Raw genomic sequence first — 22,935 nt, 5'->3', positions numbered from 1 at the left:
TTACTTGACAACCAGTTTTTGAATGGCTAATATTCGCCGTCCTTAAAAAAGGATTGTGGCTTAATAAATGTACAGTTAAGTCATCAAAACATTGTATTTGGAGTTGGAAATGCAAAGCCAAAAAATCCGTATTCGTCTGAAAGCGTTTGATCATCGTCTGATCGATGCTTCAACACAAGAAATTGTGGACACAGCGAAACGTACAGGTGCGCAAGTGCGTGGACCGATTCCACTTCCTACTCGCAAAGAGCGTTATACAGTATTGATTTCTCCACACGTAAACAAAGATGCGCGTGATCAGTATGAAATCCGTACACACAAACGTGTTCTAGACATCGTTGAGCCAACTGAAAAAACTGTTGATGCTCTAATGAAGCTAGATCTTGCGGCAGGCGTGGAAGTACAAATTTCTTTGGGTTAATAGCTCAAAGTTTGGGGTGCGACAACCGGCTGGTTATCAGTCGGCTATATGCACAATAGTGGAATGATCTGGAATGATCAGCCGTAGCGGGTGATAGCCCCATACACAACTGGCAAGTGAGGTAAAAAATGGCTATTCAATTAGTCGGACGCAAAGCCGGTATGACACGTATCTTCACTGAAGATGGTGTATCCGTGCCAGTAACCGTCATCGAGGTTGAACCGAACCGCGTTACTCAGGTGAAAACATCAGAAACTGATGGCTACCAAGCTGTTCAAGTTACTGTAGGTTCTCGCCGTTCGAGCCGCGTTAACAAAGCTGCTGCGGGTCATTATGCAAAAGCAAATGTTGAGGCAGGTCGTGGTTTGTGGGAGTTCCGCCTGGCAGGTGACGAAAAAGAAATCAATGTTGGTGATGAGCTGACTGTTGCTGATTTCGAATCTATCCAAATGGTTGATGTAACTGGTCAATCAAAGGGTAAAGGGTTTCAAGGTGCCATCAAGCGTCATAATTTTAGTATGCAAGATGCTACACATGGTAACTCATTGTCTCACCGTGCACCTGGTTCTATCGGCCAATGTCAAACACCTGGTCGTGTTTGGAAAGGCAAGAAGATGGCTGGCCATATGGGTGCTGCACAAGTAACTACACAATCACTAGAAGTGGTTCGCGTAGACACAGAACGTAACCTTATCCTTGTGAAAGGTGCCGTACCTGGTGCAGTAAATGGTGATGTTATTCTTCAATCAGCTGTTAAAGCTCGCTAAGAGGGGTAGACAATGAACTTGAATCTAACAGGCGCAGAAGGAACTGTAGAAGTTTCTGATGTAGCCTTTGCTCGTGAATATAACGAAGCGTTGGTTCACCAAGTAGTTACATCTTACTTGGCTGGCGCTCGTCAAGGCTCACGTGCACAGAAAACACGCTCTGAAGTAGCAGGTGGTGGACGCAAACCTTGGAAACAAAAAGGTTCTGGTCGTGCACGCGCAGGTACTATCCGTAGCCCTTTATGGCGCTCTGGTGGTGTTACTTTCGCTGCTAAGCCACAAGATCACTCTCAGAAAGTGAACAAGAAGATGTACCGTGCAGCAATGCGCACCATCTGGTCTGAGCTTGTACGTCAAGACCGTCTTGTTGTTGTGGAAGATCTTAAATTGGAAGCTCCAAAAACTAAGCTCTTCATAGCAAAAATGGCAGAATTGAATATTGAGAACGCTTTGATTGTTTCCGATCAATTGGATGACAATTTATTCTTAGCGGCTCGCAACATTCCTAACGTAGATGTACGTGATGCAGCGTCTATCGACCCTGTTAGCTTGATTGCTTACGACAAAGTGTTGGTGACAGTTGGTGCTCTGAAACAAGTTGAGGAGGCACTAGCATGATCGGCGAACGTATTTATAAAGTTCTGTTGGGTCCACACATTTCCGAAAAAGCTACAATCGTTGCCGAAGGTAATGGTCAGTACGTTTTTCGTGTAACTGGTGATGCAACGAAACCTGAAATCAAACAAGCTATCGAAGCGCTTTTTGAAGTCAAAGTTGAGTCTGTTCGCACGTTGAACCATAAAGGTAAAACTAAGCGTACAGTTCGTGGTCTAGGTAAACGTAAAGACGTGAAAAAAGCGTATGTACGTTTGGCTGAAGGTCAAGACATTGATTTCATGGTCGCTGAATAAGGGGAGATAGGTCAATGGCTGTTGTTAAAAGTAAGCCAACGTCTGCAGGCCGTCGTCACGTTGTTAAAGTTACCAACAACGATTTGCACAAAGGCGCACCATATGCACCTTTGCTAGACACAAAAAGCAAATCTGGTGGACGTAACAATAACGGACGCATCACTACGCGTCACGTAGGTGGTGGTCATAAGCAGCATTACCGTATGGTTGATTTCCGTCGTAACAAAGATGGGATTTCTGCGGTAGTTGAGCGTTTGGAGTATGATCCAAACCGTTCTGCAAATATTGCATTGATTAGATATGCTGATGGTGAGCGTCGTTACATTATCGCTTCCAAAGGTATGGTCGCTGGCAATATCGTTTTTAGTGGTGCAGATGCGCCTATCAAAGCGGGTAATACTTTGCCTCTGCAAAATATCCCAGTTGGTAGTACCGTACACTGTGTCGAGCTTAAGCCAGGTAAAGGTGCACAAGTTGCACGTTCTGCTGGTGCTTCTGCTCAGCTAGTTGCTCGTGAAGGTCGTTACGTTACTCTTCGCCTACGTTCAGGTGAAATGCGTAAAGTATTGACAGAATGTCGCGCTACTTTAGGTGAAGTATCAAACTCTGAGCATAGCTTACGAGTTCTTGGTAAAGCTGGTGCTACGCGTTGGCGTGGTGTTCGTCCTACCGTTCGCGGTTCGGCGATGAACCCAGTGGATCACCCACATGGTGGTGGTGAAGGTCGTAGCAAAGGTGGTCGTCACCCAGTTACGCCATGGGGTGTGCCTACTAAAGGTTACAAAACACGCAGCAACAAGCGTACTGACAAACTTATTGTACGTCGCCGTACTAAGTAATAAGAGGAAACGACTGTGCCACGTTCACTAAAAAAAGGTCCTTTTATCGACCTTCATTTGTTGAAAAAGGTAGAGGCTGCGGTAGAGAAAAATGATCGTCGTCCAATTAAAACTTGGTCACGCCGTTCTACTATCTTCCCTGATTTTGTAGGGTTGACTATCGCTGTCCATAATGGTCGCCAGCATGTTCCAGTTCTAGTAACTGAAGATATGGTCGGTCATAAATTGGGTGAGTTCGCTCCGACCCGTACATATCGTGGTCATGCTGCGGACAAGAAAGCCAAACGGTAATAAGGGGTATTAACATGAGTGAAGTAAAAGCTTCATTGAAGGGTGCTCGCCTCTCAGCGCAGAAGGCCCGTTTGGTTGTAGATCAAATCCGCGGCAAATCTGTTAGCGAAGCACTGAACATTTTAACGTTCAGTCCTAAGAAGGCGGCAGTAATTGTTAAGAAAGTACTAGAGTCTGCTATAGCTAACGCTGAGCATAACGAAGGTGCTGATGTAGATGACTTGCGTGTGTCTACGGCTTACGTTGATGAGGCTATGACTCTAAAGCGTATTATGCCACGTGCCAAAGGCCGTGCTGACCGTATTCTAAAACGCGGTTGCCATATCACAGTTAAAGTCGCTGACTAATTAGGAGAAACCCAATGGGTCAGAAGGTTCATCCAACTGGTATACGCCTAGGGATAGTTAAAGATCATACTTCTACTTGGTATGCGAATAATCAAAACTACTCTAAGCTGTTATTAAACGATCTTCAGGTTCGTGCGTTCCTGGAGAAAAAATTGGTCCAGGCTTCTGTTTCTCGTATCGAGATTCAGCGTCCTGCTCAGACCGCTCGTATTACAATTCACACTGCCCGTCCGGGTATCGTGATTGGTAAGAAAGGCGAAGATGTTGAGAAGCTACGTAATGCAGTTTCTGAAATGATGGGCGTACCTGTCCACATCAACATCGAAGAAATTCGTAAGCCTGAAATGGATGCTAAATTGGTTGCGCAAAATATTGCTAGCCAACTTGAGCGTCGCGTAATGTTCCGTCGTGCTATGAAGCGCGCAGTACAAAATGCTATGCGTGCAGGCGCGAAAGGTATCAAGGTTCAGGTAAGTGGTTGTTTAGGCGGTGCAGAAATTGCACGTGCTGAGTGGTACCGTGAAGGCCGTGTGCCTCTACACACTCTACGCGCTGACATTGACTACGCTACTTATGAAGCTGCTACAACTTACGGCATCATTGGCGTAAAAGTGTGGATCTTCAAAGGCGAAATCTTGGGCGGTATTGAACAAGTGCGAGCTGACAAAGGCGCACAAAAGAAGAAGTCTAAGTAGGGGGTAAGTCATGTTACAACCGAAACGTACTAAGTTCCGCAAAATGCAGAAAGGCCGTAACCGCGGTCTTGCTCTTCGCGGAAACCAAGTTAGCTTTGGTGAATTCGGATTGAAGTCCACAGAACGTGGTCGTCTTACTGCTCGTCAAATTGAAGCGGCGCGTCGTGCAATGACTCGTCACATCAAGCGTGGCGGTAAAATCTGGATTCGTGTGTTCCCTGATAAGCCGATTACTCAGAAGCCTCTTGAGGTTCGTCAGGGTAAAGGTAAGGGTAGCGTAGAATACTGGGTTGCACAGATTCAACCTGGAAAAATGCTTTATGAAGTTGAGGGCGTTTCAGAACAGTTAGCTCGCGAAGCATTCGCGTTGGCTGCTGCTAAGCTTCCTCTGTCCACAACTTTCGTAACGCGTACGGTGATGTAGATGAAAGCAAAAGAACTGCAAGAAAAGTCTGTAGCTGAGCTACAAGCGACCTTGATTGAACTGCTACGTGAGCAATTTACTCTGCGCATGCAGAAAGCCACTGGTCAGTTAGCGCAAACTCATTTGCTCTCGCAAGTTCGCCGCAATATCGCACGTGTTAAAACCGTGCTAAATGATAAGGCAGGTAACTAAGATGGCAGAAACAAAAGCGCGTACAGCTACTGGTAAGGTAGTAAGCGACAAGATGGATAAAACCATCACGGTACTAGTTGAGCGTACAGAAAAACACCCTTTATACGGTAAGTTTGTACGTCGTTCGACTAAACTACACGCTCACGATGAAAACAATGAGTGCCAGATCGGTGATACAGTTAAGGTCGTTGAAACACGCCCTTACTCTAAGTCTAAGACTTGGAATCTGGTTCAAGTTGTAGAGAAAGCAGCAGCTGTATAAGCTGCTCCTTCCTTCGTGAGACTTGTTATCTAATTTGATTGGAGAGCAGTAATGATTCAAACAGAATCGATGCTTGATGTAGCAGATAACAGCGGCGCAAAGCGTGTTCAGTGTATTAAAGTACTGGGTGGCTCACATCGTCGTTATGCTGCTATCGGTGACATCATTAAGGTCACAGTGAAAGAAGCGATCCCTCGTGGTCGTGTTAAAAAAGGGCAGGTTCTTAACGCAGTTGTCGTTAGAACTAAGAAAGGTGTTCGTCGTTCTGATGGTTCAGTGATCCGTTTTGATGTAAACTCAGCGGTTCTATTGAATGCTTCAGGACAGCCTATTGGTACTCGTATCTTTGGCCCTGTAACACGTGAATTGCGTACTGAGCAGTTCATGAAAATTGTTTCTCTTGCACCTGAAGTGCTGTAAGAGGGAGAGGGGACATTATGCGTAAGATCAAACGTAACGACGAAGTTATCGTGATTGCTGGGAAAGACAAAGGCAAACGCGGTAAAGTTGTTAAGGTAGTAGACGAAAACCGAGTTCTAGTTTCTGGCATTAATACTGTTAAGAAGCACGAGAAGCCAAACCCTATGAAGGGGTCAACTGGTGGTATCGTTGAACAAGAAGCACCTATCCAGGTTTCCAATGTAGCCATTTTTAACAATGCTACGGGTAAAGCGGATCGCGTCGGCTTTAAATTGAACGAAGACGGTACGAAAGTGCGTGTTTTTAAATCAAATAGTGAAGCGATCGACGCCTAAGAGCGAGAATTATAGCCATGGCGAGACTTAAGCAAGTTTATAAAGATCAAGTTGTAGCAAAACTTACAGAAGAGTTTAGCTACAAGAATGTGATGGAAGTGCCTAAAATCACTAAAATCACTTTAAATATGGGTGTTGGTGAAGCTATCGCAGACAAGAAACTTCTTGAGCATGCGGTAAATGATCTTGAAGCACTTAGCGGCCAAAAAGTTGTAGTGACTAAGGCTCGTAAATCTGTAGCAGGCTTTAAAATCCGTGACGGTTACCCGATCGGTTGTAAAGTTACTCTACGTGGCGAGCGTATGTGGGATTTCTTCGACCGTTTGGTTGATGTTGCTATTCCACGTATCCGTGACTTCCGTGGACTTAATCCTAAGTCTTTCGACGGTCGTGGTAACTACAGTATGGGTGTTAAAGAGCAAATCATCTTCCCTGAGATCGATTACGATAAAGTAGATCGTGTACGTGGTATGGATATTACCATTACAACGACTGCTCGTACCGATGAAGAAGGTCGTGCTTTGCTAGCAGCCTTTAGTTTCCCTTTCAAGAAATAAGAGGTAGGAATCATGGCTAAAATATCAATGATTCAGCGCGAAGCAAAACGTACCAAATTAGTAGCTAAATTCGCTGAAAAGCGTGCGGCTCTAAAAGCGATCATTAGCGACGTTAATGCATCGGACGATGAAAAGTGGGAAGCGACGCTTAAATTGCAAGCGCTTCCACGCGATTCATCTTCTTCACGCCAACGTAACCGTTGCCAAATTACAGGTCGTCCGCACGGTGTATACCGTCGCTTCGGTCTGTCTCGTATCAAGTTGCGTGAAGCAGCGATGCGTGGCGACGTACCAGGCTTGAAGAAAGCTAGTTGGTAAGCAAGTAGAGCGCGATCATAATACATGGCAGTGAGTGGAGTGTCTAAATACTGGACATTCTGCTCGCTGCTGTGTACTATGCGCGAGCTCTATTTGCTGCACAATGGTTTTTAAATTAGGAGCTCTTAAATGAGTATGCAAGATACCCTTGCGGATATGTTTACACGTATTCGTAATGCACAGATGGCTGCAAAGACCTCTGTGAGCATGCCTTCATCAAAAATGAAGACATCGATTGCTGCTGTTCTACGCGAAGAAGGTTACGTAGGTGACTTTTCTGTAGACGAAGCAATAAAACCGACGCTTACTATCGAGTTGAAATACTACGAAGGTAAGCCAGTTATCGAACAAATCAAACGCGCATCTCGCCCAAGTTTGCGTCAATACAAAGGCACTAGTGCTCTACCTAAAGTAGAAGCTGGCCTTGGTGTTGCAATCATTTCTACCTCTAAAGGTGTGATGACAGACCGTGCAGCTCGTGCTGCTGGTATCGGTGGCGAAGTAATCTGCACAGTATTCTAGGAGTTAGTATGTCTCGAGTTGCTAATAGTCCCGTGACGCTTCCTAGTGGTGTAGATTTAACCCTAAATGGACAAACTGTTGTTGTTAAAGGCGGCAAAGGTTCTTTAGAGTTTAATGTTCACACAAGCGTACAAGTGTCTAAAGAAGAAAATGTTATTACCTTCGCTGCGCGCGATGGTGCAAAACAAAGCCGTGCCTTAGCTGGTACAACTCGTGCTTTGGTTAACAACATGGTTGTTGGTGTTAGTCAAGGTTTCGAGAAAAGATTGTTTCTTCAAGGTGTTGGTTACCGTGCTGCGCTTAAAGGCAATGTACTTAACCTATCTCTGGGTTTCTCTCACCCAGTAGATTACGAACTTCCTGAAGGCGTAACAGCTGAATGTGCTTCTCAAACAGAAGTCGTGATCCGTGGCATTGATAAACAAGCCGTTGGTCAGGTTGCTGCAGAAGTTCGCGGTTTCCGTCCACCAGAGCCATATAAAGGCAAAGGTGTTCGCTATTCTGACGAAGTAATTCGTCGTAAAGAAGCTAAGAAGAAGTAGGTAGGCATTCATGAACACTAAAAAACAATCTCGGATTCGTCGTGCACGTCGTGCTCGTTTGCATATTCGTGACTTAGGTGCGAATCGTCTTACTGTACATCGCACACCACGCCATATGTATGCTCAAGTGATTTCTCCTTGTGGTAGCAAAGTACTAGCTAGTGCTTCTACTCTTGAAGAGGCTCTTCGTGGCACAGCGACTGGTAATAAAGTAGCGGCTAAAGAAGTCGGCACTTTGATTGCTACACGCGCTAAAGAAGCAGGTGTCACTTCGGTCGCATTCGACCGTTCTGGCTTCAAATATCATGGCCGCGTTCAAGTTCTTGCTGACGCTGCACGTGAAGCCGGTCTAGAGTTCTAAGGGGTAGCAAATGGCAGTTAATGATCAACAAACTAGCGACCTCCAAGAGAAGCTAGTTCAAGTAAACCGCGTTGCTAAAGTTGTAAAGGGTGGTCGTATCTTCTCTTTCACAGCTTTGACAGTCGTTGGTGATGGTAAAGGTAAAGTTGGCTTTGGTCGTGGTAAAGCGCGTGAAGTTCCTCAAGCTATTCAAAAAGCAATGGAGCAAGCTCGCCGTAACATGGTCTCTGTTAAGTTAGATGGTGATACTCTACAGTATCCTGTTAAAGCGAATCACGGAGCATCTAAAGTTTACATGCAGCCTGCGTCTCAAGGTACTGGTATCATCGCCGGTGGTGCAATGCGTGCGGTTCTAGAAATCGCTGGCGTTCACAACGTTTTGGCGAAATGTTACGGTTCCACAAACCCAGTAAACGTAGTTCGCGCTACGATCAAAGGTTTGCAGGATATGAAAGCACCTGAACAAATCGCGGCAAAACGCGGTAAGTCAGTCGATCAAATTTTGGGGTAATGTGTCATGGCGAATAATACCATCACAGTTCAACTAACCCGCAGCCCGATCGGTCGTCTTCCAAAGCACCGTGAAACTGTTAAAGGCTTGGGTTTGCGTAAAGTTGGCCAAACACGTGAGTTGGAAGATACTCCTTCTGTACGTGGCATGGTTAATAAAGTTTATTACATGGTTAAAGTGGTAGGGGAATAACATGTTCTTAAATACACTTCGTCCTGGCGAAGGTAGCAAGCATGCTCCTAAACGTGTTGGTCGCGGCATTGGTAGCGGCTTGGGCAAAACCGGCGGACGAGGCCATAAAGGTCTTAAATCTCGTTCTGGTGGCTCAGTAAAACCTGGTTTTGAAGGTGGTCAAATGCCTTTGCAGCGTCGTCTGCCAAAATTCGGTTTTACTTCACGTCAGGCAAAGTATGTTGCTGAGGTTCGTTTAAACGAGCTTGCTGCTGTAAATGCTGAAGTTGTAGATTTGGCTGCTCTTAAAAGCGCCGACATTCTTGGTCATCAAATTAAGACTGCACGTGTGATTTTGTCTGGTTCTATCGACAAAGCTATCATTGTTCGTGGTCTTAAAGTGACTAAAGGTGCTCGTGCCGCTATTGAAGCAGCTGGCGGAAAAGTCGAGGAATAAATGGCAAAGCGTGGCTCACTACCAGCTGGTATGCAAAACGGATTAAGCGAGCTTTGGGCTCGTATCCGTTTCGTTTTTCTAGCAATTATTGTATACCGAATCGGTGCGCACATACCTGTTCCAGGCATTAATCCTGACAGATTGTCTGCGTTGTTTGATCAAAATGAAGGCACTATTCTGAGTTTATTTAACGTATTCTCAGGGGGCGCGCTTGAGCGCATGAGTATTTTTGCGCTTGGGATTTTGCCCTACATTTCTGCCTCTATTATTATGCAGTTATTGACGGTTGTGAGTCCTCAGCTAGAGCAGCTAAAGAAAGAGGGTGAAGCGGGTCGTCGTAAGATTACTCAATACACTCGTTACGGCACTGTGCTTCTTGCCCTTGTTCAATCTGCTAGTATGGCAGTTGGCTTGGCAAGCCAAGGGATCTCATTTAGTAATGGTATGGAGTTCTATGCTGTTGCTGTTGTAACTCTTGTTGCTGGTACTGTTTTCTTGATGTGGTTAGGTGAGCAAGTTACCGAGAAAGGTATTGGTAATGGTATATCCATTCTTATCTTTGCGGGTATCGTTGCAGGCCTGCCTTCTGCTTTAGGCCGTTCATTTGAGTCGGCTCGTCAAGGCGATATTAATATTTTAGCCTTGTTGCTAATTGGTATATTAGCCATTGCGACTATCGCATTCGTTGTTTTCATCGAGCGCGGTCAGCGTCGTATCACGGTTAATTATGCTAAGCGTCAGCAAGGCAAAAAAGTATTTGCTGCACAAAAGAGTCATTTGCCTCTTAAAGTGAATATGGCTGGTGTAATTCCACCTATCTTTGCTTCAAGTATCCTTTTGTTTCCAGCTTCGATCGGACAATGGTTTGGTCAGGGTGAAGGAATGGAATGGTTGCAAAATATCTCTTTGGCTCTAGCTCCTGGGCAACCGCTCTATGTGCTGTTGTTTGCGATAGCAATTGTTTTCTTTTGCTTCTTCTATACGGCGCTAGTGTTCAACCCTAAAGATGTGGCAGATAACTTAAAAAAATCCGGTGCTTTTTTGCCGGGTATTCGTCCAGGCGATCATACAGCTCGATATATTGATGGTGTAATGACTCGTTTGACACTGTTTGGTGCTTTATACATCACTCTAGTGTCTCTGATGCCTCAGTTCTTTGTTGTTGCGTGGAATGTTCCATTCTACTTTGGCGGTACTTCTATGTTGATCGTAGTGGTAGTTGTCATGGACTTTATGTCGCAAGTGCAAAGTCATTTGATGAGTCAGCAATACGAGTCATTAATGAAGAAATCTAATCTGACTGGTTATGGTCCAAATGGCCTAATGCGTTAAGCGTAGGTTGGAGTTGAACATGAAAGTACGTGCATCTGTAAAGAAAATCTGTCGTAACTGCAAAATCGTTCGTCGTAACGGTTCAGTTCGAGTGATTTGCGTTGAGCCTCGTCACAAACAACGTCAAGGTTAATAGCGAGTTCGCTCGATGATGGGAAAGGGTGGTTGATTTATGTCCTAAAGATAGGCATAATCAGCCGCCCTCATGAAAGTAAAGTGATGAATTAACATTTAATCATCAATAACAACGGAGTAAAGTGAATGGCTCGTATAGCCGGTGTCAATATTCCTGACAATAAACATGCGGTCATTTCTCTGACTTACATCTTCGGAATTGGTCGCACTCGTTCACGCGCTATCTGCGCTGCTACGGGTGTTGCTGAAACTGCGAAAATTGGTTCATTAAGTGATGATATCCTTGATGAACTTCGTGGTGAAGTTGCTAAGTATACTGTAGAGGGTGACTTACGTCGTGAAGTCAGTATGTCTATCAAACGCTTGATGGACCTAGGTTGTAATCGCGGGATTCGTCATCGCCGCAGCCTACCAGTTCGTGGTCAACGTACCAAAACGAACGCTCGTACACGAAAAGGCCCTCGTAAGCCTATTCGTAAGTAATTTAAACGCGTTTCGCTCTAGCCACTAAGTTCGCTAGAGCTGAGCATTAAATAGGAAAGTGCAATATGGCTAAGCCAGCTACGCGCAACACCAAGAAAAAAGTCAAAAAGACGGTCGTCGACGGTGTTGCTCATGTACACGCGTCATTTAATAACACGATCGTGACTATCACTGACCGCCAAGGCAATGCTTTGTCTTGGGCTACTGCCGGTGGTTCTGGTTTTCGCGGATCTCGTAAAAGTACTCCTTTCGCAGCTCAAGTAGCAGCGGAACGTGCCGGTACTGTCGCACAAGAGTTCGGCCTTAAAAACGTTGACGTAATGATTAAGGGCCCAGGTCCTGGTCGTGAGTCCGCAGTTCGTGCATTAAATGCATTGGGCTTGCGTATTAATAACATCACAGATGTGACGCCAATTCCGCACAACGGTTGCCGTCCACCTAAGAAACGTCGCGTTTAATTGAGGAGACAGATACATGGCTCGTTATATAGGTCCAACTTGTAAGTTGTCTCGTCGTGAAGGTACCGACTTGCAATTGAAGAGCGGTTCACGCGCTCTTGAGTCGAAATGTAAAGTAGAAACGGTTCCTGGTGTGCACGGTGCACGTCGCGGTCGTCTTTCTGATTACGGCTTACAGTTACGTGAGAAACAAAAAGTACGTCGTATGTACGGTGTTCTTGAAAAACAATTCCGTAATTACTACAAATCTGCAGCTCGCCTTAAAGGTGCAACTGGTGAAAACCTTCTGCAACTTTTGGAATCACGTTTAGATAACGTTGTATATCGCGCAGGTTTTGGTTCTACACGTGCGGAGGCTCGTCAGCTAGTAGGCCATAAAGGCATTCTAGTTAATGGCGCTACGGTTAACATTCCGTCTTACCAAGTTAAAGCTGGTGATGTTGTGTCAATCCGTGAAAAAGCTAAGAAGCAATTGCGTGTACAAAGCGCACTAGAGCTATCTAAAGGTCGTGCACCGATCCATTGGATCGAAGTTGATTCAACTAAACTGGAAGCTACTTACAAAGCACTTCCAGAACGTGCCGATTTATCAGCTGAAATTAATGAGAACCTAATTGTTGAACTTTACTCTAAGTAAGTCGGTAATTAGGATTAAGAAATAGGTGGATCTATGCAGCGTTCAGTGAGCGAATTGTTAACCCCACGCAACATTGAAGTTCAGGAACTAGGCAACTGTCGCGCTAAAGTTACACTGCAACCGCTAGAACGTGGTTTTGGTCATACTTTGGGTAACGCACTGCGCCGTATCTTGCTTTCTTCAATGCCAGGTTGTGCGATTGTTGAAGTTGAAATCGACGGTGTATTACACGAATACAGCGCAATCGAAGGGGTTAAAGAAGATGTAATTGAAATTCTTCTTAACCTGAAAGGAGTTGCGATCGCTCTACACGGGCAAGATGAAGCAACTCTTACTCTAAGTAAAAAAGGTCCTGGTATCGTAACAGCTGGAGATATCCAGTTGGTTGCTGATGCAGAGATCGCTAACCCGGATCACATTATTGCGCACTTGGATGACACTGCTGAATTAACTATGCAGATCAAAGTCGCACGTGGCCGTGGTTATGAGCCTGCTGATGCTCGTGTTGCTGGCGACGATGAGACTCGTCCAATCGGTCGCTTGCAACTGGATGCCTCATTCAGCCCTGTTCGCCGTGTTGCGTACAGTGTCGATAATGCTCGTGTAGAGCAGCGTACAGATTTAGATAAGTTAGTCTTAGACATCGAATCTAATGGTACTATCGATCCTGAAGAAGCAATTCGTCGTGCAGCGACTATTTTACAACAGCAAATCGCGGTTTTTGTCGCCCTTGAAAGCGAAAGCGAAGCACCTGTTGTAGAAGAAGAGGATGAGATTGATCCAATTTTGCTACGCCCGGTTGATGATCTTGAATTGACCGTTCGCAGTGCTAACTGTTTAAAAGCAGAGAACATTTATTACATCGGTGATTTGATTCAACGTACTGAGGTTGAGCTTCTTAAGACGCCTAACCTAGGTAAGAAGTCGTTAACTGAAATCAAAGATGTTTTAGCACAGCGTGGTTTGTCTTTGGGAATGCGTTTAGAGAATTGGCCACCGGCTAGTTTGAAGGACGATAGCAAAGTTCTAGCTCGCTAGGTCATTGTTCCCTGACCACCGTAGTTTGGTAAGGAATGTAAAATGCGTCATCGTAAGAGTGGACGTCACTTAAACCGTACTAGCTCACATCGTAAAGCGATGTTTAAAAACATGGCTGCTTCTTTGTTCGAACACGAAGTTATTAAAACTACGTTGCCGAAAGCTAAAGAACTACGTCGTGTTGCTGAGCCATTGATCACATTGGCGAAAGTTGATTCTGTTGCGAATCGTCGCCTTGCCTTTGCTCGTACTCGTAGCAAAGATGCAGTAGGTAAATTGTTTTCTGAACTTGGTCCTCGTTACCAAGCTCGTCCTGGTGGTTATGTTCGCATTCTTAAATGTGGCTTCCGCACAGGTGACAACGCGCCTATGGCTTATGTTGAATTGGTCGATCGTCCAGTTACAGAAGCCGCTGAGTAATATCAGTTTGTAATAAAAAGCCGAGCAAATAGCTCGGCTTTTTTTTGCAAAAATTAAACTGATGTTCAGGCACAAAAAAACCGGTAAAAATTTACCGGTTTTTTATTTTCTATGTGATGACTAATTTAGCATATGTTTCAAGAATCGTCCTGTGTGAGACTTCTCTGCTTTTGCTATGTCTTCAGGCGTTCCTTCAGCGACTATGTATCCGCCGCCGCTGCCGCCTTCAGGGCCTAAATCTACGATCCAATCTGCTGTTTTTATCACATCAAGGTTATGCTCAATGACAACGACGGTGTTGCCGTGATCTCTTAATCGATGAAGCACCTTTAGCAGCTGTTCTATATCAGCAAAGTGCAGGCCTGTTGTCGGCTCATCTAGAATATAGAGTGTTGTACCTGTATCACGTTTAGACAGTTCTTTTGCCAGTTTAACTCGCTGTGCTTCACCGCCAGAAAGCGTTGTCGCCGCTTGTCCAAGGCGAATATAACCCAAACCAACGTCTATCAGGGTTTGTAGCTTTCTTGCGATAGAAGGAACCGGGTCAAAGAACTCTCTAGCGTCTTCAATGGTCATTTCTAAGCATTCGTGAATGTTCTTGCCTTTGTAATGGATTTCTAACGTTTCGCGATTGTAGCGTTTACCTTTACAAGTATCACAAGGAACGTAGATATCAGGAAGAAAGTGCATCTCAACCTTGATTACGCCATCGCCTTGGCAAGCTTCACAGCGGCCACCTTTTACGTTAAAGCTGAATCGCCCTGGCTTATAGCCTCGTGAGCGAGATTCTTGTGTCGCTGAGAACAGTTCCCTCATTGGAGTGAAGATGCCAGTATAGGTTGCTGGGTTTGATCTTGGTGTGCGTCCGATAGGGCTTTGATCAATGTCCACACACTTATCAAATAATTCTAAACCTTCAATACGTTCATGAGGCGCCGCTTTAAGTGTTGTTGCGCCATTAAGTGCTGTAGCGGCCAGTGGGTACAGCGTGCCGTTTATTAATGTCGATTTACCAGATCCAGAAACGCCAGTGATACAAGTCATTACACCGACAGGGATTTTAAGATCAACAGTATTTAGATTGTTACCTGTTGCACCTACTAACTTAAGGAATTGTTTGTCCTTGGCTTGATGACGAATAGCTGGAATGTCAATTTTGCGTTTGCCTGTTAGAAACTGTCCTGTAATGGATTCAGGACAATTCATTATGTCTTGTGGCGTACCACTGGCGATAATTTCGCCACCGTGAATGCCTGCGCCAGGACCAATGTCGACAACAAAGTCAGCGATACGTATGGCGTCTTCATCGTGTTCAACGACAATGACAGTATTGCCTAGGTCTCTTAGTCTGGTCAGTGTGGCTATCAGTCTTTCGTTATCGCGTTGATGCAAACCAATAGACGGCTCATCAAGGATATACATAACCCCCACTAAACCGGCACCAATTTGACTAGCAAGTCGGATTCGTTGTGCTTCGCCACCAGATAGTGAGTCTGCTTTTCGATCTAATGTTAGATAGTCCAAGCCAACGTTTACCAAGAAGGTTAATCTGTCTCGTATCTCTTTAAGAATTTTAGAGGCGATTTCACCGCGTGATCCTGGAAGTTCAAGTGTTTCAAAATACTTCAAGCATTCTGCGATTGGGTAGGTCACGACTTCCGGTAATGTTTGTTCAGCAATAAAGACGTTACGAGCAGACCGATTGAGTCGAGAGCCATGGCAATCTGGGCAAGGTTGAATGCTGATGTACTGTGAAAGGTCATCACGCACACTATCAGATTCTGTTTCGTGATAGCGACGTTGCAAATTTGGGATGACACCTTCAAATGAATGAGAGCGTGTCATTTTGTCGCCACGTTCATTGATGTAGATGAAATCTATTTTGTCTTTACCTGAGCCTTGTAAAATGCGTTTCTTGAAATCGCTCGGTATATCTTTGTATTTCGACTCTATGTCGAATCCATAGTGTTTCGCTAAGGCGCTAAGTTGCTGGTAGTAAAAAATACTACGTCGGCCCCAGCCTCGGATCGCACCTTCAGCAAGCGTTAGTGTTTCATCTTGAATGATTCGATCTGGATCAAACATTTGATGAGTGCCTAATCCATCGCATGTCTGGCAGGCACCATTTGGGTTGTTAAATGAGAATAGACGAGGTTCTAATTCCGTTAAGCTGTAACCACAAACTGGACAGGCAAATTTACTAGAGAAAATATATTCTTCTTGGTCATCATCCATATTGATGACTTTGGCGATACCGTCAGATAAGCCAAGACAAGTTTCAAAGGATTCTGCCAAACGAAGTTGTAGATCGGAGCGAACTTTGAAACGGTCAATAACCACTTCGATTGTGTGTTTCTTGTTTTTCTCTAATGCTGGCGCATCATCTAAGTCGACGACGATGCCATTGATTCGCGCGCGAATAAAGCCTTTTGAAAGTAGATCGCTGATAGTGTGTAAGTGCTCACCTTTTCGATCCTTGACGATCGGTGCAAGTAGCATCATCTTAGTTTCTTCTGGTAGCGATATAACTTTATCAACCATTTGTGATATGGTTTGCGCCTCTAGCGGCTCACCATGATCTGGGCAGCGTGGTTGTCCTGCACGGGCAAATAACAATCGTAGATAATCGTAGATTTCTGTTATTGTACCGACTGTTGATCGTGGGTTATGAGAGGTTGATTTCTGCTCGATAGAGATAGCAGGTGAAAGACCTTCGATGTGGTCTATATCTGGTTTCTCCATCATGGACAAAAACTGTCGAGCGTATGTCGAAAGGGATTCTACATAGCGACGTTGTCCTTCTGCGTACAAAGTATCGAAAGCGAGAGAGGATTTACCTGAGCCGGATAGGCCAGTAATCACCACAAGTTTGTCTCTTGGGATGTCTAGGTCCACATTTTTTAAATTGTGTGTGCGGGCCCCGCGTATGGTAATGGTATCCATGAGTCTCCAATGTGAAGTCGATCAACAGAAAGAAATCTGTCAGTAAATTAAATAACTGTCTATTTTTACAGTAGTTGAAATGGAGCTTCAACGGTATTTTTTGTAAAATTGACAATCTTTTTTCTTAACCACCTAGTTAAACGGTTGAAACCTCCTTATGGATCTACTTGAACGACGTTCAGTTCTTGCTTTAGCACTGATCTATTTATTCCGAATGTTAGGTTTATTCCTAATTATGCCCGTCATTAGTGTTGCAGCTGATGGGCTAACTGGAGCGGATGCAGCTTTAATCGGCACCGCGATCGGTATCTATGGCCTGACTCAAGCGAGTTTGCAGATTCCGATGGGGATGTGGTCGGATAAAATCGGCCGTAAACGTGTCATTATTATCGGGCTGTTGCTGTTTGCTGTAGGGAGTTTGATCTGTGCTAATGCGAGCAATATCAATACATTGATTGTTGGGCGAGCGGTTCAGGGCGCGGGCGCTATTGCCAGTACTTTAATGGCGTTATTGAGTGATGTAACAAGAGAGCAAAACCGTACCAAAGCCATGGCGATTGTCGGTATTAGTATCGGCGCCTCGTTTATGTTGTCTTTGGTATTAGGGCCTTGGATTTTTGCCTTGGTCGGACTTTCTGGGCTGTTTTATTTGTCCTTTGCATTATCTTTACTGGGCATACTCTTGATCATTTTTGCTGTGCCGAATATTGTCCAGCACACCTTTAAACGTGACACGACTCCGAGCCTTAAGGCTCTTGGTTTGGTGCTGAAAGACTCGAAACTACGGTTCCTGAATGTGAGTGTTTTGTTGTTGCATGCAAGCCTAACGGCGCTGTTTGTCACTGTGCCAAATTTGTTGATTCAACAATTTGATTTACCCTTGTCAGAGCATAGCTGGCTTTACTTAGCTATCATGGGTTTTGCCTTCGCAGGTATGCTACCATTGGTGATTATTGCCGAATCAAAAGGCAAGACAAAAGGTGTGTTAATCGCCGTAATGATTTTGTTGGGTTTAAGCTCGATATTGCTGCAATGGGCTCCTTACCTTTGGGTGTTTGGGGTGTTGTTATGGGTTTATTTTGTAGGCTTTAACTCACTGGAAGCTGTGTTGCCATCTCTTATTAGCAAGTTAGCGCCAGTTGGTTATCGCGGCACAGCGATGGGCGTGTTTTCTACCCATCAATTTATGGGATCATTTTTGGGTGGCGTTGGTGGCGGTTGGCTGCTTCAACATCATTCAAACAGTGGCGTCTTTTGGGTTGTCGGCGTGGTGTTTTTGGCTTGGTCACTTGTTTGTGCCATCCAGCCTGCACCTCGTCAGTTAAGTAGTCTGGCGTTTAGCCTGCCCAATATGACAGATGAAGAAGTAACGAAGTTGGCGGATCAACTTGCGCAAATCCAAGGAGTGGAAGGTATGCAAATTTTTAAAGATGAGCAAACCGCTTATCTGAAAGTCGATAAAAAAATATTAGACAAAGATGCTCTGGTGCGTCTGGCACCGCAAGTGCGTCTTTAAGTAAAACACTATTCTATCTTTTAGTTGGAGAAGAACGTCATGGCACGTGGAATAAACAAAGTAATTTTGATAGGTAACGCAGGCAACGATGCCGAAGTGCGTTTCATGCCATCTGGCGCAGCGGTTGCAAACGTTAACTTGGCAACAACAGAAAGCTGGCGTGACAAGCAAACTGGTCAAATGCAAGAGCGTACGGAATGGCACCGTGTGGCTTTTATGGATCGTGGTAATTTCCGTCTTGGTCAAATCGCAGGCGACTTTATTAAGAAAGGCTCTAAAGTATACGTAGAAGGTTCATTGCGTACTCGTGAGTGGGAAAAAGATGGTATTAAACGCTACACAACTGAAATTGTGGCGAACGAAATGCAATTGCTGGATGGCCGTGGCGATAACGCAGGGCAACAAGGTGGTGGTTACGACTCAATGCAAGGTGGTCAAGGCGGTGGCTATGGCAGTGCGCCGCAACAGTCAGCTGCTCCTCAACAAGGTGGATACGGTCAAGCGCCTGCGCAACAAGCTCCACAGCAGCATGCACCTCAAAGTGGTGGCTTTAATCAGCCTCAAGGCGGCTACCAAGCGCCAGCACAACCAGCGCATCAGGCTGCACCGCAAGCGGCTCAGCCTCAGTCATTTGGCAGCTGGGGTAACGCACCACAGCAAGCTCCGGCTCAAGCAGCACCACAGCAGCGCGCGCCACAGCAAGCTCCGGCTCAAGCAGCACCACAGCAGCGCGCGCCACAGCAACCAGCGCAACAGCCAAAGCCTCAACAAGCGCCAAACTTTGATGATTTCGACGACGATATCCCGTTCTAGCTTACGTATAAGTTAGTAATCCTTTGATGCACTGGTGTTGAAGTAATAAAGGCTCCTGTTTAGGGGCCTTTATTGTTCTATAGTGGTGTGCTAAATAATATGAGTAAATCAAAGAGGATTTAGGCCGTGAACGACGAAGATGAAACGTCTTTGTTCGCTCAAGAGGTGGCGGGTATTAAGCCACTTAAAAAAAGCGAAGTGTATCTGGGCAAGAAGGGTCCTCAGGTCGACTTTTCAGCTCGCCAAAAGGCGGCGTTGATCGCTAAAGAGGCGGACAGAAATCATTTGTCGCAAGACTATGTTGAAAAAGTTGAGCCCAATGATGTGCTTGAATATAAACGCTCTGGCGTACAGGACGGTGTGTTTAAGCGTCTTAGGCAAGGTAAGTATGGCATAGAGGCGCGTTTAGATTTGCACCGTCATACCGTGCTTCAAGCGCGGGAGCAGGTGTATCAATTTGCTGATGATTGCATGCGTAACGATATTCGAGTCGCAATCATAGTGCATGGAAAAGGTGATCGCACCCCAGATCCTGATAGTCGAGCTATGATTAAAAGCCATATTAATAAATGGCTGAGAGAGCTTGATGCTGTCATGGCGTTCCATAGTGCACAACGGCATCATGGTGGTTTGGGGGCTGTGTATGTATTGTTTAAAAAGACGGAAAAAGCACGCTTGGATGATTGGGAAAAGCATCAAAAGCGTTAATGTTCTGTTTTGTCTTAGGTGGGAGTATTCACGTTAGTTCGTGCAGTAAAAGCTATGTTTTTGCTATAATCTCGCCACTTTGCTGTCTTGGACTTATGTTGTCTTGAATGTATCCAAACTGCCCCAAAACATTGTAATTATCGTATTCTAATTTTATCGAGGTAGAGAATGGCAAATAGCACCGCGCACCATCCTGCGTTTACGTTTCTTCGCAGTGAGTTTATTGATGCTCTGAATGTTACCGTTCAAGAGTTTGAGCACACAGTCACAGGTGCTAAACATTTTCATATCGCGTCTGAGAATGACGAAAATGTATTCTTAGTTGGCTTAAAAACCGTTCCGACGGATTCATGTGGTGTCGCGCATATTCTTGAACACACAGTATTGTGTGGTTCCGAACGCTTTCCTGTGCGTGACCCTTTCTTCATGATGATTCGACGTTCGTTGAACACCTTTATGAACGCGTTTACGTCTTCTGATTGGACGGCTTATCCGTTTGCCAGTAAGAATAAAAAAGACTTTCATAACCTTTTAGGCGTGTATTTGGATGCGGTGTTTTTCTCGCGTCTTGATGAATTAGACTTTTCTCAGGAAGGTCATCGCTTAGAGTTCGCTGAGCCAGACAATGCCGAGTCAGAATTGACTTTCAAAGGCGTTGTGTTCAATGAGATGAAAGGCGCGATGAGCTCAACCACGTCTGTTTTGTGGCAAACGCTAACCAAGTACTTGTTTCCGAATAATACCTATCATTTCAATTCTGGTGGCGAGCCAACGGATATCCCAGATTTATCTTACCAAGATTTATTGGCTTTTTATCGCACGCATTACCATCCTTCCAATGCGGTATTCATGACATTTGGCGATATTCCAGCTGAAACACTACAAGCTGAATTCGAAGAGAAAGTGCTGAGCCGTTTTGAGCGCCTAGAAGAGCAAGTCAGTGTGCCGAATGCGAAGCGTTATTTCTCGCCAGTACGAGTGGAAGAAGGCTACGCGGCAGATGAAGTGAAAGAAGATGGCAGTCATGTGGTTGTTGGTTGGTTGTTAGGTGAAAGTACTGACCTAAATCAACAGTTCGAAGCACAATTGCTGTCTAGCGTTTTGCTAGATAACAGCGCATCGCCTTTGTTACGAGTATTAGAAAACAGCGACCTTGGTCGCGCGCCTTCACCAATGTGCGGCCTTGAAGACAGCAATAAAGAAATGAGCTTCATGTGTGGATTGGAAGGTGTAAAACGAGAAGACGCACCGAAAGTTGAAGCGTTAGTTTTGTCTACTTTAGAAAGCATTGCTGAAAAAGGCGTTCCACAAGACATGGTTGATGCCATGTTGCATCAATTGGAATTGAGCCAGCGTGAAGTTGGCGGTGGCAGCTATCCTTATGGTTTGCAACTAATTTTAGCGGGTTTATCGACTGCGGTTCATGCGGGGGATGTCATTGCTCAGCTTGATCTTGATCCTGTTATCAATGCAATGCGTGAGAAAGTTCAAGATCAGCAATATATTCCGAACTTGATTAAAAACTTGCTGCTGACAAATGCGCACCGAGTAACGTTAACATTGAGCCCTGATGATGCTCTTGAAGCTCGTCGAAATCAGGCAGAGAAAGACCGCTTGAGTCAGATTAAAGCTACTTTGTCTGATGTTGAAAAACAGCAGATTATCACTCGCAGTGCAGCATTGAAGGCGCGTCAATCGCAAGTTGACGACATGAGCATTCTTCCGAAAGTTGGCTTAGAAGATGTGCCTGCGCGCTTGCCTGAATATGAGAATGAAAAAGTGGCAGGTGATTTACCGATTACTTTTTATCCGCAAGGCACAAATGGTTTGGTTTATCAGCAATTAGTGATTGACCTACCAGAGTTAGACGAAGAGGAAATCGAGTACTTGCCTTTGTTCTCTTCAATGATGACGGAACTGGGCATTGGCGAAGCAGATTACCTTGCTGTTCAAGAGCGTCAAGCTCAAGTTTGTGGCGGATTAGGTGCCTCTAATTCGATTCGTGCAACGATTGAAGATCGCCAAGAATTAAATGGTTACTTCATTTTGTCATCTAAAGCTTTAGTGCCAAACGTTAAAGCCATGAGCGAATTACTAAAAGATACTATGCTTAATGTGCGTTTTGATGAAGCAAGTCGAGTGAAAGAGCTGGTGGCTCAACGTCGTGCTCGTCGTGAACAATCTATTACCGGTCAAGGTCACTCGTTGGCTATGACGGCGGCTTCTAGTGCGATTTCTGGTTTGGCTGCGCAACAAGAAAAATGGAGTGGTATGTCTGGCATTCGTTCTGCGATTGCACTAGATGATGCCATGAAGGCTGATAGCAAAACGGCTGAAAATGTTTTAGCTATCTTCAAATGCTTACATGAAAAACTGTTACAAGCAAACAAGCAGCTTCTATTGGTGGCAGAGCCTCAGCATGAAGCAAATGTATTGAACGAGGTTCAGTCTGTTTTTGCTGATTTGCCTGCTGGCAATGCACAGACTAAGTTCGCTATGGCGGCTGTTGACTCTAAAGTGAATGTTGCTTGGTTGACATCGACTCAGGTAAGTTTCTGCAGTAAAGCTTTCCGTACGGCATTTGGCGAACATCCAGATGTTGCGGCTTTGACGGTGTTAGGCGGCTTCTTGCGTAATGGTTTCTTGCATCGAGTAATTCGCGAGCAGGGCGGCGCTTACGGTGGTGGTGCAACTTTTGATGGTAGCACCGGCTCGTTCCGCTTCTACTCTTATCGTGACCCTCGTTTGACTGAAACCTTGTCCGATTTTGATGCTTCGATTGAGTGGATGTTAAATGAAACACACACTGAAGATGCACTTGAAGAAGCCATTTTAGGTGTGATTGGCTCTATGGATAAACCTGGCTCACCAGCCGGGGAGGCGCAGAGTGATTTCTATGTGCATCTCCATGGGCGTAGTTTGGCTTATAGAGAAGCATTCCGCGCCAAGATCTTGGCGGTGACTCTTGATCAGTTGAAGCAAGTCACGAAAACATATTTAACAAAAGAAAATGAAAACGTCGCAGTGGTAACGTCCACATCAAAGCGCGCAGAGTTAGAAACGTTAGGGTTTGATATTCAGGCCCTTTAAAAATATTGAGACCTTTGCA

The 22,935-nt window shown here is 45.0% G+C and carries 33 protein-coding genes; 32 read left to right on the top strand and 1 reads right to left on the bottom strand.

What is annotated here, in order from left to right:
- Positions 1-109: 109 nt before the first annotated feature.
- From rpsJ to rplQ, 28 genes are all read left to right on the top strand, one after another.
- Positions 110-421 carry a 30S ribosomal protein S10 gene (gene rpsJ, locus CYL31_RS20235; protein ID WP_012071937.1) on the top strand — a complete coding sequence of 104 codons (312 nt, stop codon included), beginning with the start codon at positions 110-112 and terminating at the stop codon, positions 419-421.
- A gap of 128 nt (positions 422-549) precedes the next feature.
- Entirely contained in the window at positions 550-1,188 is a 639-nt protein-coding gene (gene rplC / locus CYL31_RS20230; protein ID WP_212916909.1) for a 50S ribosomal protein L3, read from the top strand.
- Between the two features lie 12 nt (positions 1,189-1,200).
- Positions 1,201-1,806 carry a 50S ribosomal protein L4 gene (gene rplD / locus CYL31_RS20225; protein WP_113918284.1) on the top strand — a complete coding sequence of 202 codons (606 nt, stop codon included), beginning with the start codon at positions 1,201-1,203 and terminating at the stop codon, positions 1,804-1,806.
- Positions 1,803-2,099, top strand: coding sequence for a 50S ribosomal protein L23 (gene rplW / locus CYL31_RS20220; protein WP_012071934.1), 297 nt, complete (start codon positions 1,803-1,805; stop codon positions 2,097-2,099). Before rplD ends, rplW begins: the two co-directional genes overlap by 4 nt.
- Positions 2,100-2,113: 14 nt before the next feature.
- Entirely contained in the window at positions 2,114-2,938 is an 825-nt protein-coding gene (gene rplB / locus CYL31_RS20215; protein ID WP_114412702.1) for a 50S ribosomal protein L2, read from the top strand.
- A gap of 15 nt (positions 2,939-2,953) precedes the next feature.
- Positions 2,954-3,229, top strand: coding sequence for a 30S ribosomal protein S19 (gene rpsS, locus CYL31_RS20210; protein WP_012071932.1), 276 nt, complete (start codon positions 2,954-2,956; stop codon positions 3,227-3,229).
- A 14-nt stretch (positions 3,230-3,243) separates the two neighbouring features.
- Positions 3,244-3,576 carry a 50S ribosomal protein L22 gene (gene rplV / locus CYL31_RS20205; protein WP_012071931.1) on the top strand — a complete coding sequence of 111 codons (333 nt, stop codon included), beginning with the start codon at positions 3,244-3,246 and terminating at the stop codon, positions 3,574-3,576.
- Between the two features lie 14 nt (positions 3,577-3,590).
- Complete coding sequence (gene rpsC / locus CYL31_RS20200) at positions 3,591-4,271, top strand: 30S ribosomal protein S3 (protein ID WP_212916908.1); 681 nt, start codon at positions 3,591-3,593, stop codon at positions 4,269-4,271.
- Positions 4,272-4,281: 10 nt separating this feature from the next.
- Positions 4,282-4,695 (top strand): 50S ribosomal protein L16, encoded by a 414-nt coding sequence (gene rplP / locus CYL31_RS20195; RefSeq protein WP_110577369.1) that lies wholly within the window; start codon positions 4,282-4,284, stop codon positions 4,693-4,695.
- Positions 4,696-4,887: a 50S ribosomal protein L29 gene (rpmC, locus tag CYL31_RS20190; protein WP_110577370.1), complete on the top strand. Its 192-nt coding sequence runs from the start codon at positions 4,696-4,698 to the stop codon at positions 4,885-4,887.
- 1 nt (position 4,888) lies between these two features.
- Positions 4,889-5,149 carry a 30S ribosomal protein S17 gene (rpsQ, locus tag CYL31_RS20185; RefSeq protein WP_013797833.1) on the top strand — a complete coding sequence of 87 codons (261 nt, stop codon included), beginning with the start codon at positions 4,889-4,891 and terminating at the stop codon, positions 5,147-5,149.
- A 51-nt stretch (positions 5,150-5,200) separates the two neighbouring features.
- Positions 5,201-5,569 carry a 50S ribosomal protein L14 gene (gene rplN, locus CYL31_RS20180; protein ID WP_067020125.1) on the top strand — a complete coding sequence of 123 codons (369 nt, stop codon included), beginning with the start codon at positions 5,201-5,203 and terminating at the stop codon, positions 5,567-5,569.
- 17 nt (positions 5,570-5,586) lie between these two features.
- A complete protein-coding gene (gene rplX, locus CYL31_RS20175; RefSeq protein ID WP_212916907.1) occupies positions 5,587-5,904 on the top strand; it encodes a 50S ribosomal protein L24 in 318 nt (105 codons plus the stop codon).
- A 17-nt stretch (positions 5,905-5,921) separates the two neighbouring features.
- Positions 5,922-6,461: a 50S ribosomal protein L5 gene (rplE, locus tag CYL31_RS20170; RefSeq protein WP_012071924.1), complete on the top strand. Its 540-nt coding sequence runs from the start codon at positions 5,922-5,924 to the stop codon at positions 6,459-6,461.
- A 12-nt stretch (positions 6,462-6,473) separates the two neighbouring features.
- Entirely contained in the window at positions 6,474-6,779 is a 306-nt protein-coding gene (rpsN, locus tag CYL31_RS20165) for a 30S ribosomal protein S14 (RefSeq protein ID WP_110577373.1), read from the top strand.
- Between the two features lie 129 nt (positions 6,780-6,908).
- Complete coding sequence (gene rpsH / locus CYL31_RS20160) at positions 6,909-7,301, top strand: 30S ribosomal protein S8 (RefSeq protein WP_212916906.1); 393 nt, start codon at positions 6,909-6,911, stop codon at positions 7,299-7,301.
- Between the two features lie 8 nt (positions 7,302-7,309).
- Positions 7,310-7,843 carry a 50S ribosomal protein L6 gene (rplF, locus tag CYL31_RS20155; RefSeq protein ID WP_212916905.1) on the top strand — a complete coding sequence of 178 codons (534 nt, stop codon included), beginning with the start codon at positions 7,310-7,312 and terminating at the stop codon, positions 7,841-7,843.
- A gap of 10 nt (positions 7,844-7,853) precedes the next feature.
- Entirely contained in the window at positions 7,854-8,204 is a 351-nt protein-coding gene (gene rplR, locus CYL31_RS20150) for a 50S ribosomal protein L18 (protein WP_024023513.1), read from the top strand.
- Between the two features lie 10 nt (positions 8,205-8,214).
- A complete protein-coding gene (gene rpsE / locus CYL31_RS20145) occupies positions 8,215-8,715 on the top strand; it encodes a 30S ribosomal protein S5 (protein ID WP_113918292.1) in 501 nt (166 codons plus the stop codon).
- 6 nt (positions 8,716-8,721) lie between these two features.
- A complete protein-coding gene (rpmD, locus tag CYL31_RS20140; RefSeq protein WP_012071918.1) occupies positions 8,722-8,907 on the top strand; it encodes a 50S ribosomal protein L30 in 186 nt (61 codons plus the stop codon).
- 1 nt (position 8,908) lies between these two features.
- On the top strand, positions 8,909-9,343 hold the full coding sequence (rplO, locus tag CYL31_RS20135) for a 50S ribosomal protein L15 (RefSeq protein WP_212916904.1): 435 nt from the start codon (positions 8,909-8,911) through the stop codon (positions 9,341-9,343).
- Positions 9,344-10,675 (top strand): preprotein translocase subunit SecY, encoded by a 1,332-nt coding sequence (gene secY, locus CYL31_RS20130; RefSeq protein WP_072841822.1) that lies wholly within the window; start codon positions 9,344-9,346, stop codon positions 10,673-10,675.
- 19 nt (positions 10,676-10,694) lie between these two features.
- The gene (gene rpmJ, locus CYL31_RS20125; protein ID WP_012071915.1) at positions 10,695-10,808 is read left to right on the top strand and encodes a 50S ribosomal protein L36; all 114 of its coding nucleotides are present in this window, start codon (positions 10,695-10,697) and stop codon (positions 10,806-10,808) included.
- Between the two features lie 128 nt (positions 10,809-10,936).
- On the top strand, positions 10,937-11,293 hold the full coding sequence (gene rpsM / locus CYL31_RS20120) for a 30S ribosomal protein S13 (RefSeq protein ID WP_013797821.1): 357 nt from the start codon (positions 10,937-10,939) through the stop codon (positions 11,291-11,293).
- A gap of 65 nt (positions 11,294-11,358) precedes the next feature.
- The gene (gene rpsK / locus CYL31_RS20115) at positions 11,359-11,751 is read left to right on the top strand and encodes a 30S ribosomal protein S11 (RefSeq protein ID WP_012071913.1); all 393 of its coding nucleotides are present in this window, start codon (positions 11,359-11,361) and stop codon (positions 11,749-11,751) included.
- Between the two features lie 16 nt (positions 11,752-11,767).
- The gene (gene rpsD, locus CYL31_RS20110) at positions 11,768-12,388 is read left to right on the top strand and encodes a 30S ribosomal protein S4 (protein WP_212916903.1); all 621 of its coding nucleotides are present in this window, start codon (positions 11,768-11,770) and stop codon (positions 12,386-12,388) included.
- A gap of 33 nt (positions 12,389-12,421) precedes the next feature.
- A complete protein-coding gene (locus CYL31_RS20105) occupies positions 12,422-13,426 on the top strand; it encodes a DNA-directed RNA polymerase subunit alpha (protein ID WP_012071911.1) in 1,005 nt (334 codons plus the stop codon).
- A 42-nt stretch (positions 13,427-13,468) separates the two neighbouring features.
- Positions 13,469-13,846 carry a 50S ribosomal protein L17 gene (gene rplQ / locus CYL31_RS20100; RefSeq protein WP_113918294.1) on the top strand — a complete coding sequence of 126 codons (378 nt, stop codon included), beginning with the start codon at positions 13,469-13,471 and terminating at the stop codon, positions 13,844-13,846.
- Between the two features lie 120 nt (positions 13,847-13,966).
- Here rplQ and uvrA read toward each other — a convergent pair whose 3' ends face one another.
- Positions 13,967-16,789 carry an excinuclease ABC subunit UvrA gene (gene uvrA / locus CYL31_RS20095; protein ID WP_212916902.1) on the bottom strand — a complete coding sequence of 941 codons (2,823 nt, stop codon included), beginning with the start codon at positions 16,787-16,789 and terminating at the stop codon, positions 13,967-13,969.
- A gap of 157 nt (positions 16,790-16,946) precedes the next feature.
- Between uvrA and CYL31_RS20090 the strand changes: the two genes are divergently transcribed.
- The 4 genes from CYL31_RS20090 to CYL31_RS20075 all read left to right on the top strand — a co-directional run bounded on the left by CYL31_RS20090 (position 16,947) and on the right by CYL31_RS20075 (position 22,916).
- Complete coding sequence (locus CYL31_RS20090; RefSeq protein ID WP_212916901.1) at positions 16,947-18,305, top strand: MFS transporter; 1,359 nt, start codon at positions 16,947-16,949, stop codon at positions 18,303-18,305.
- Positions 18,306-18,344: 39 nt separating this feature from the next.
- The gene (ssb, locus tag CYL31_RS20085; RefSeq protein ID WP_212916900.1) at positions 18,345-19,118 is read left to right on the top strand and encodes a single-stranded DNA-binding protein; all 774 of its coding nucleotides are present in this window, start codon (positions 18,345-18,347) and stop codon (positions 19,116-19,118) included.
- A 126-nt stretch (positions 19,119-19,244) separates the two neighbouring features.
- The gene (gene smrA, locus CYL31_RS20080) at positions 19,245-19,826 is read left to right on the top strand and encodes a DNA endonuclease SmrA (protein WP_212916899.1); all 582 of its coding nucleotides are present in this window, start codon (positions 19,245-19,247) and stop codon (positions 19,824-19,826) included.
- A gap of 168 nt (positions 19,827-19,994) precedes the next feature.
- Entirely contained in the window at positions 19,995-22,916 is a 2,922-nt protein-coding gene (locus CYL31_RS20075) for an insulinase family protein (RefSeq protein ID WP_212916898.1), read from the top strand.
- The last annotated feature ends 19 nt before the right edge of the window (positions 22,917-22,935 follow it).

The organism is Marinomonas sp. A3A (assembly GCF_018336955.1).
GTDB classification, from domain to species: Bacteria; Pseudomonadota; Gammaproteobacteria; order Pseudomonadales; family Marinomonadaceae; genus Marinomonas; species Marinomonas lutimaris.
Note: the sequence above shows the minus strand (reverse complement) of the source record. Positions and strands in the feature narration are given on the sequence as shown.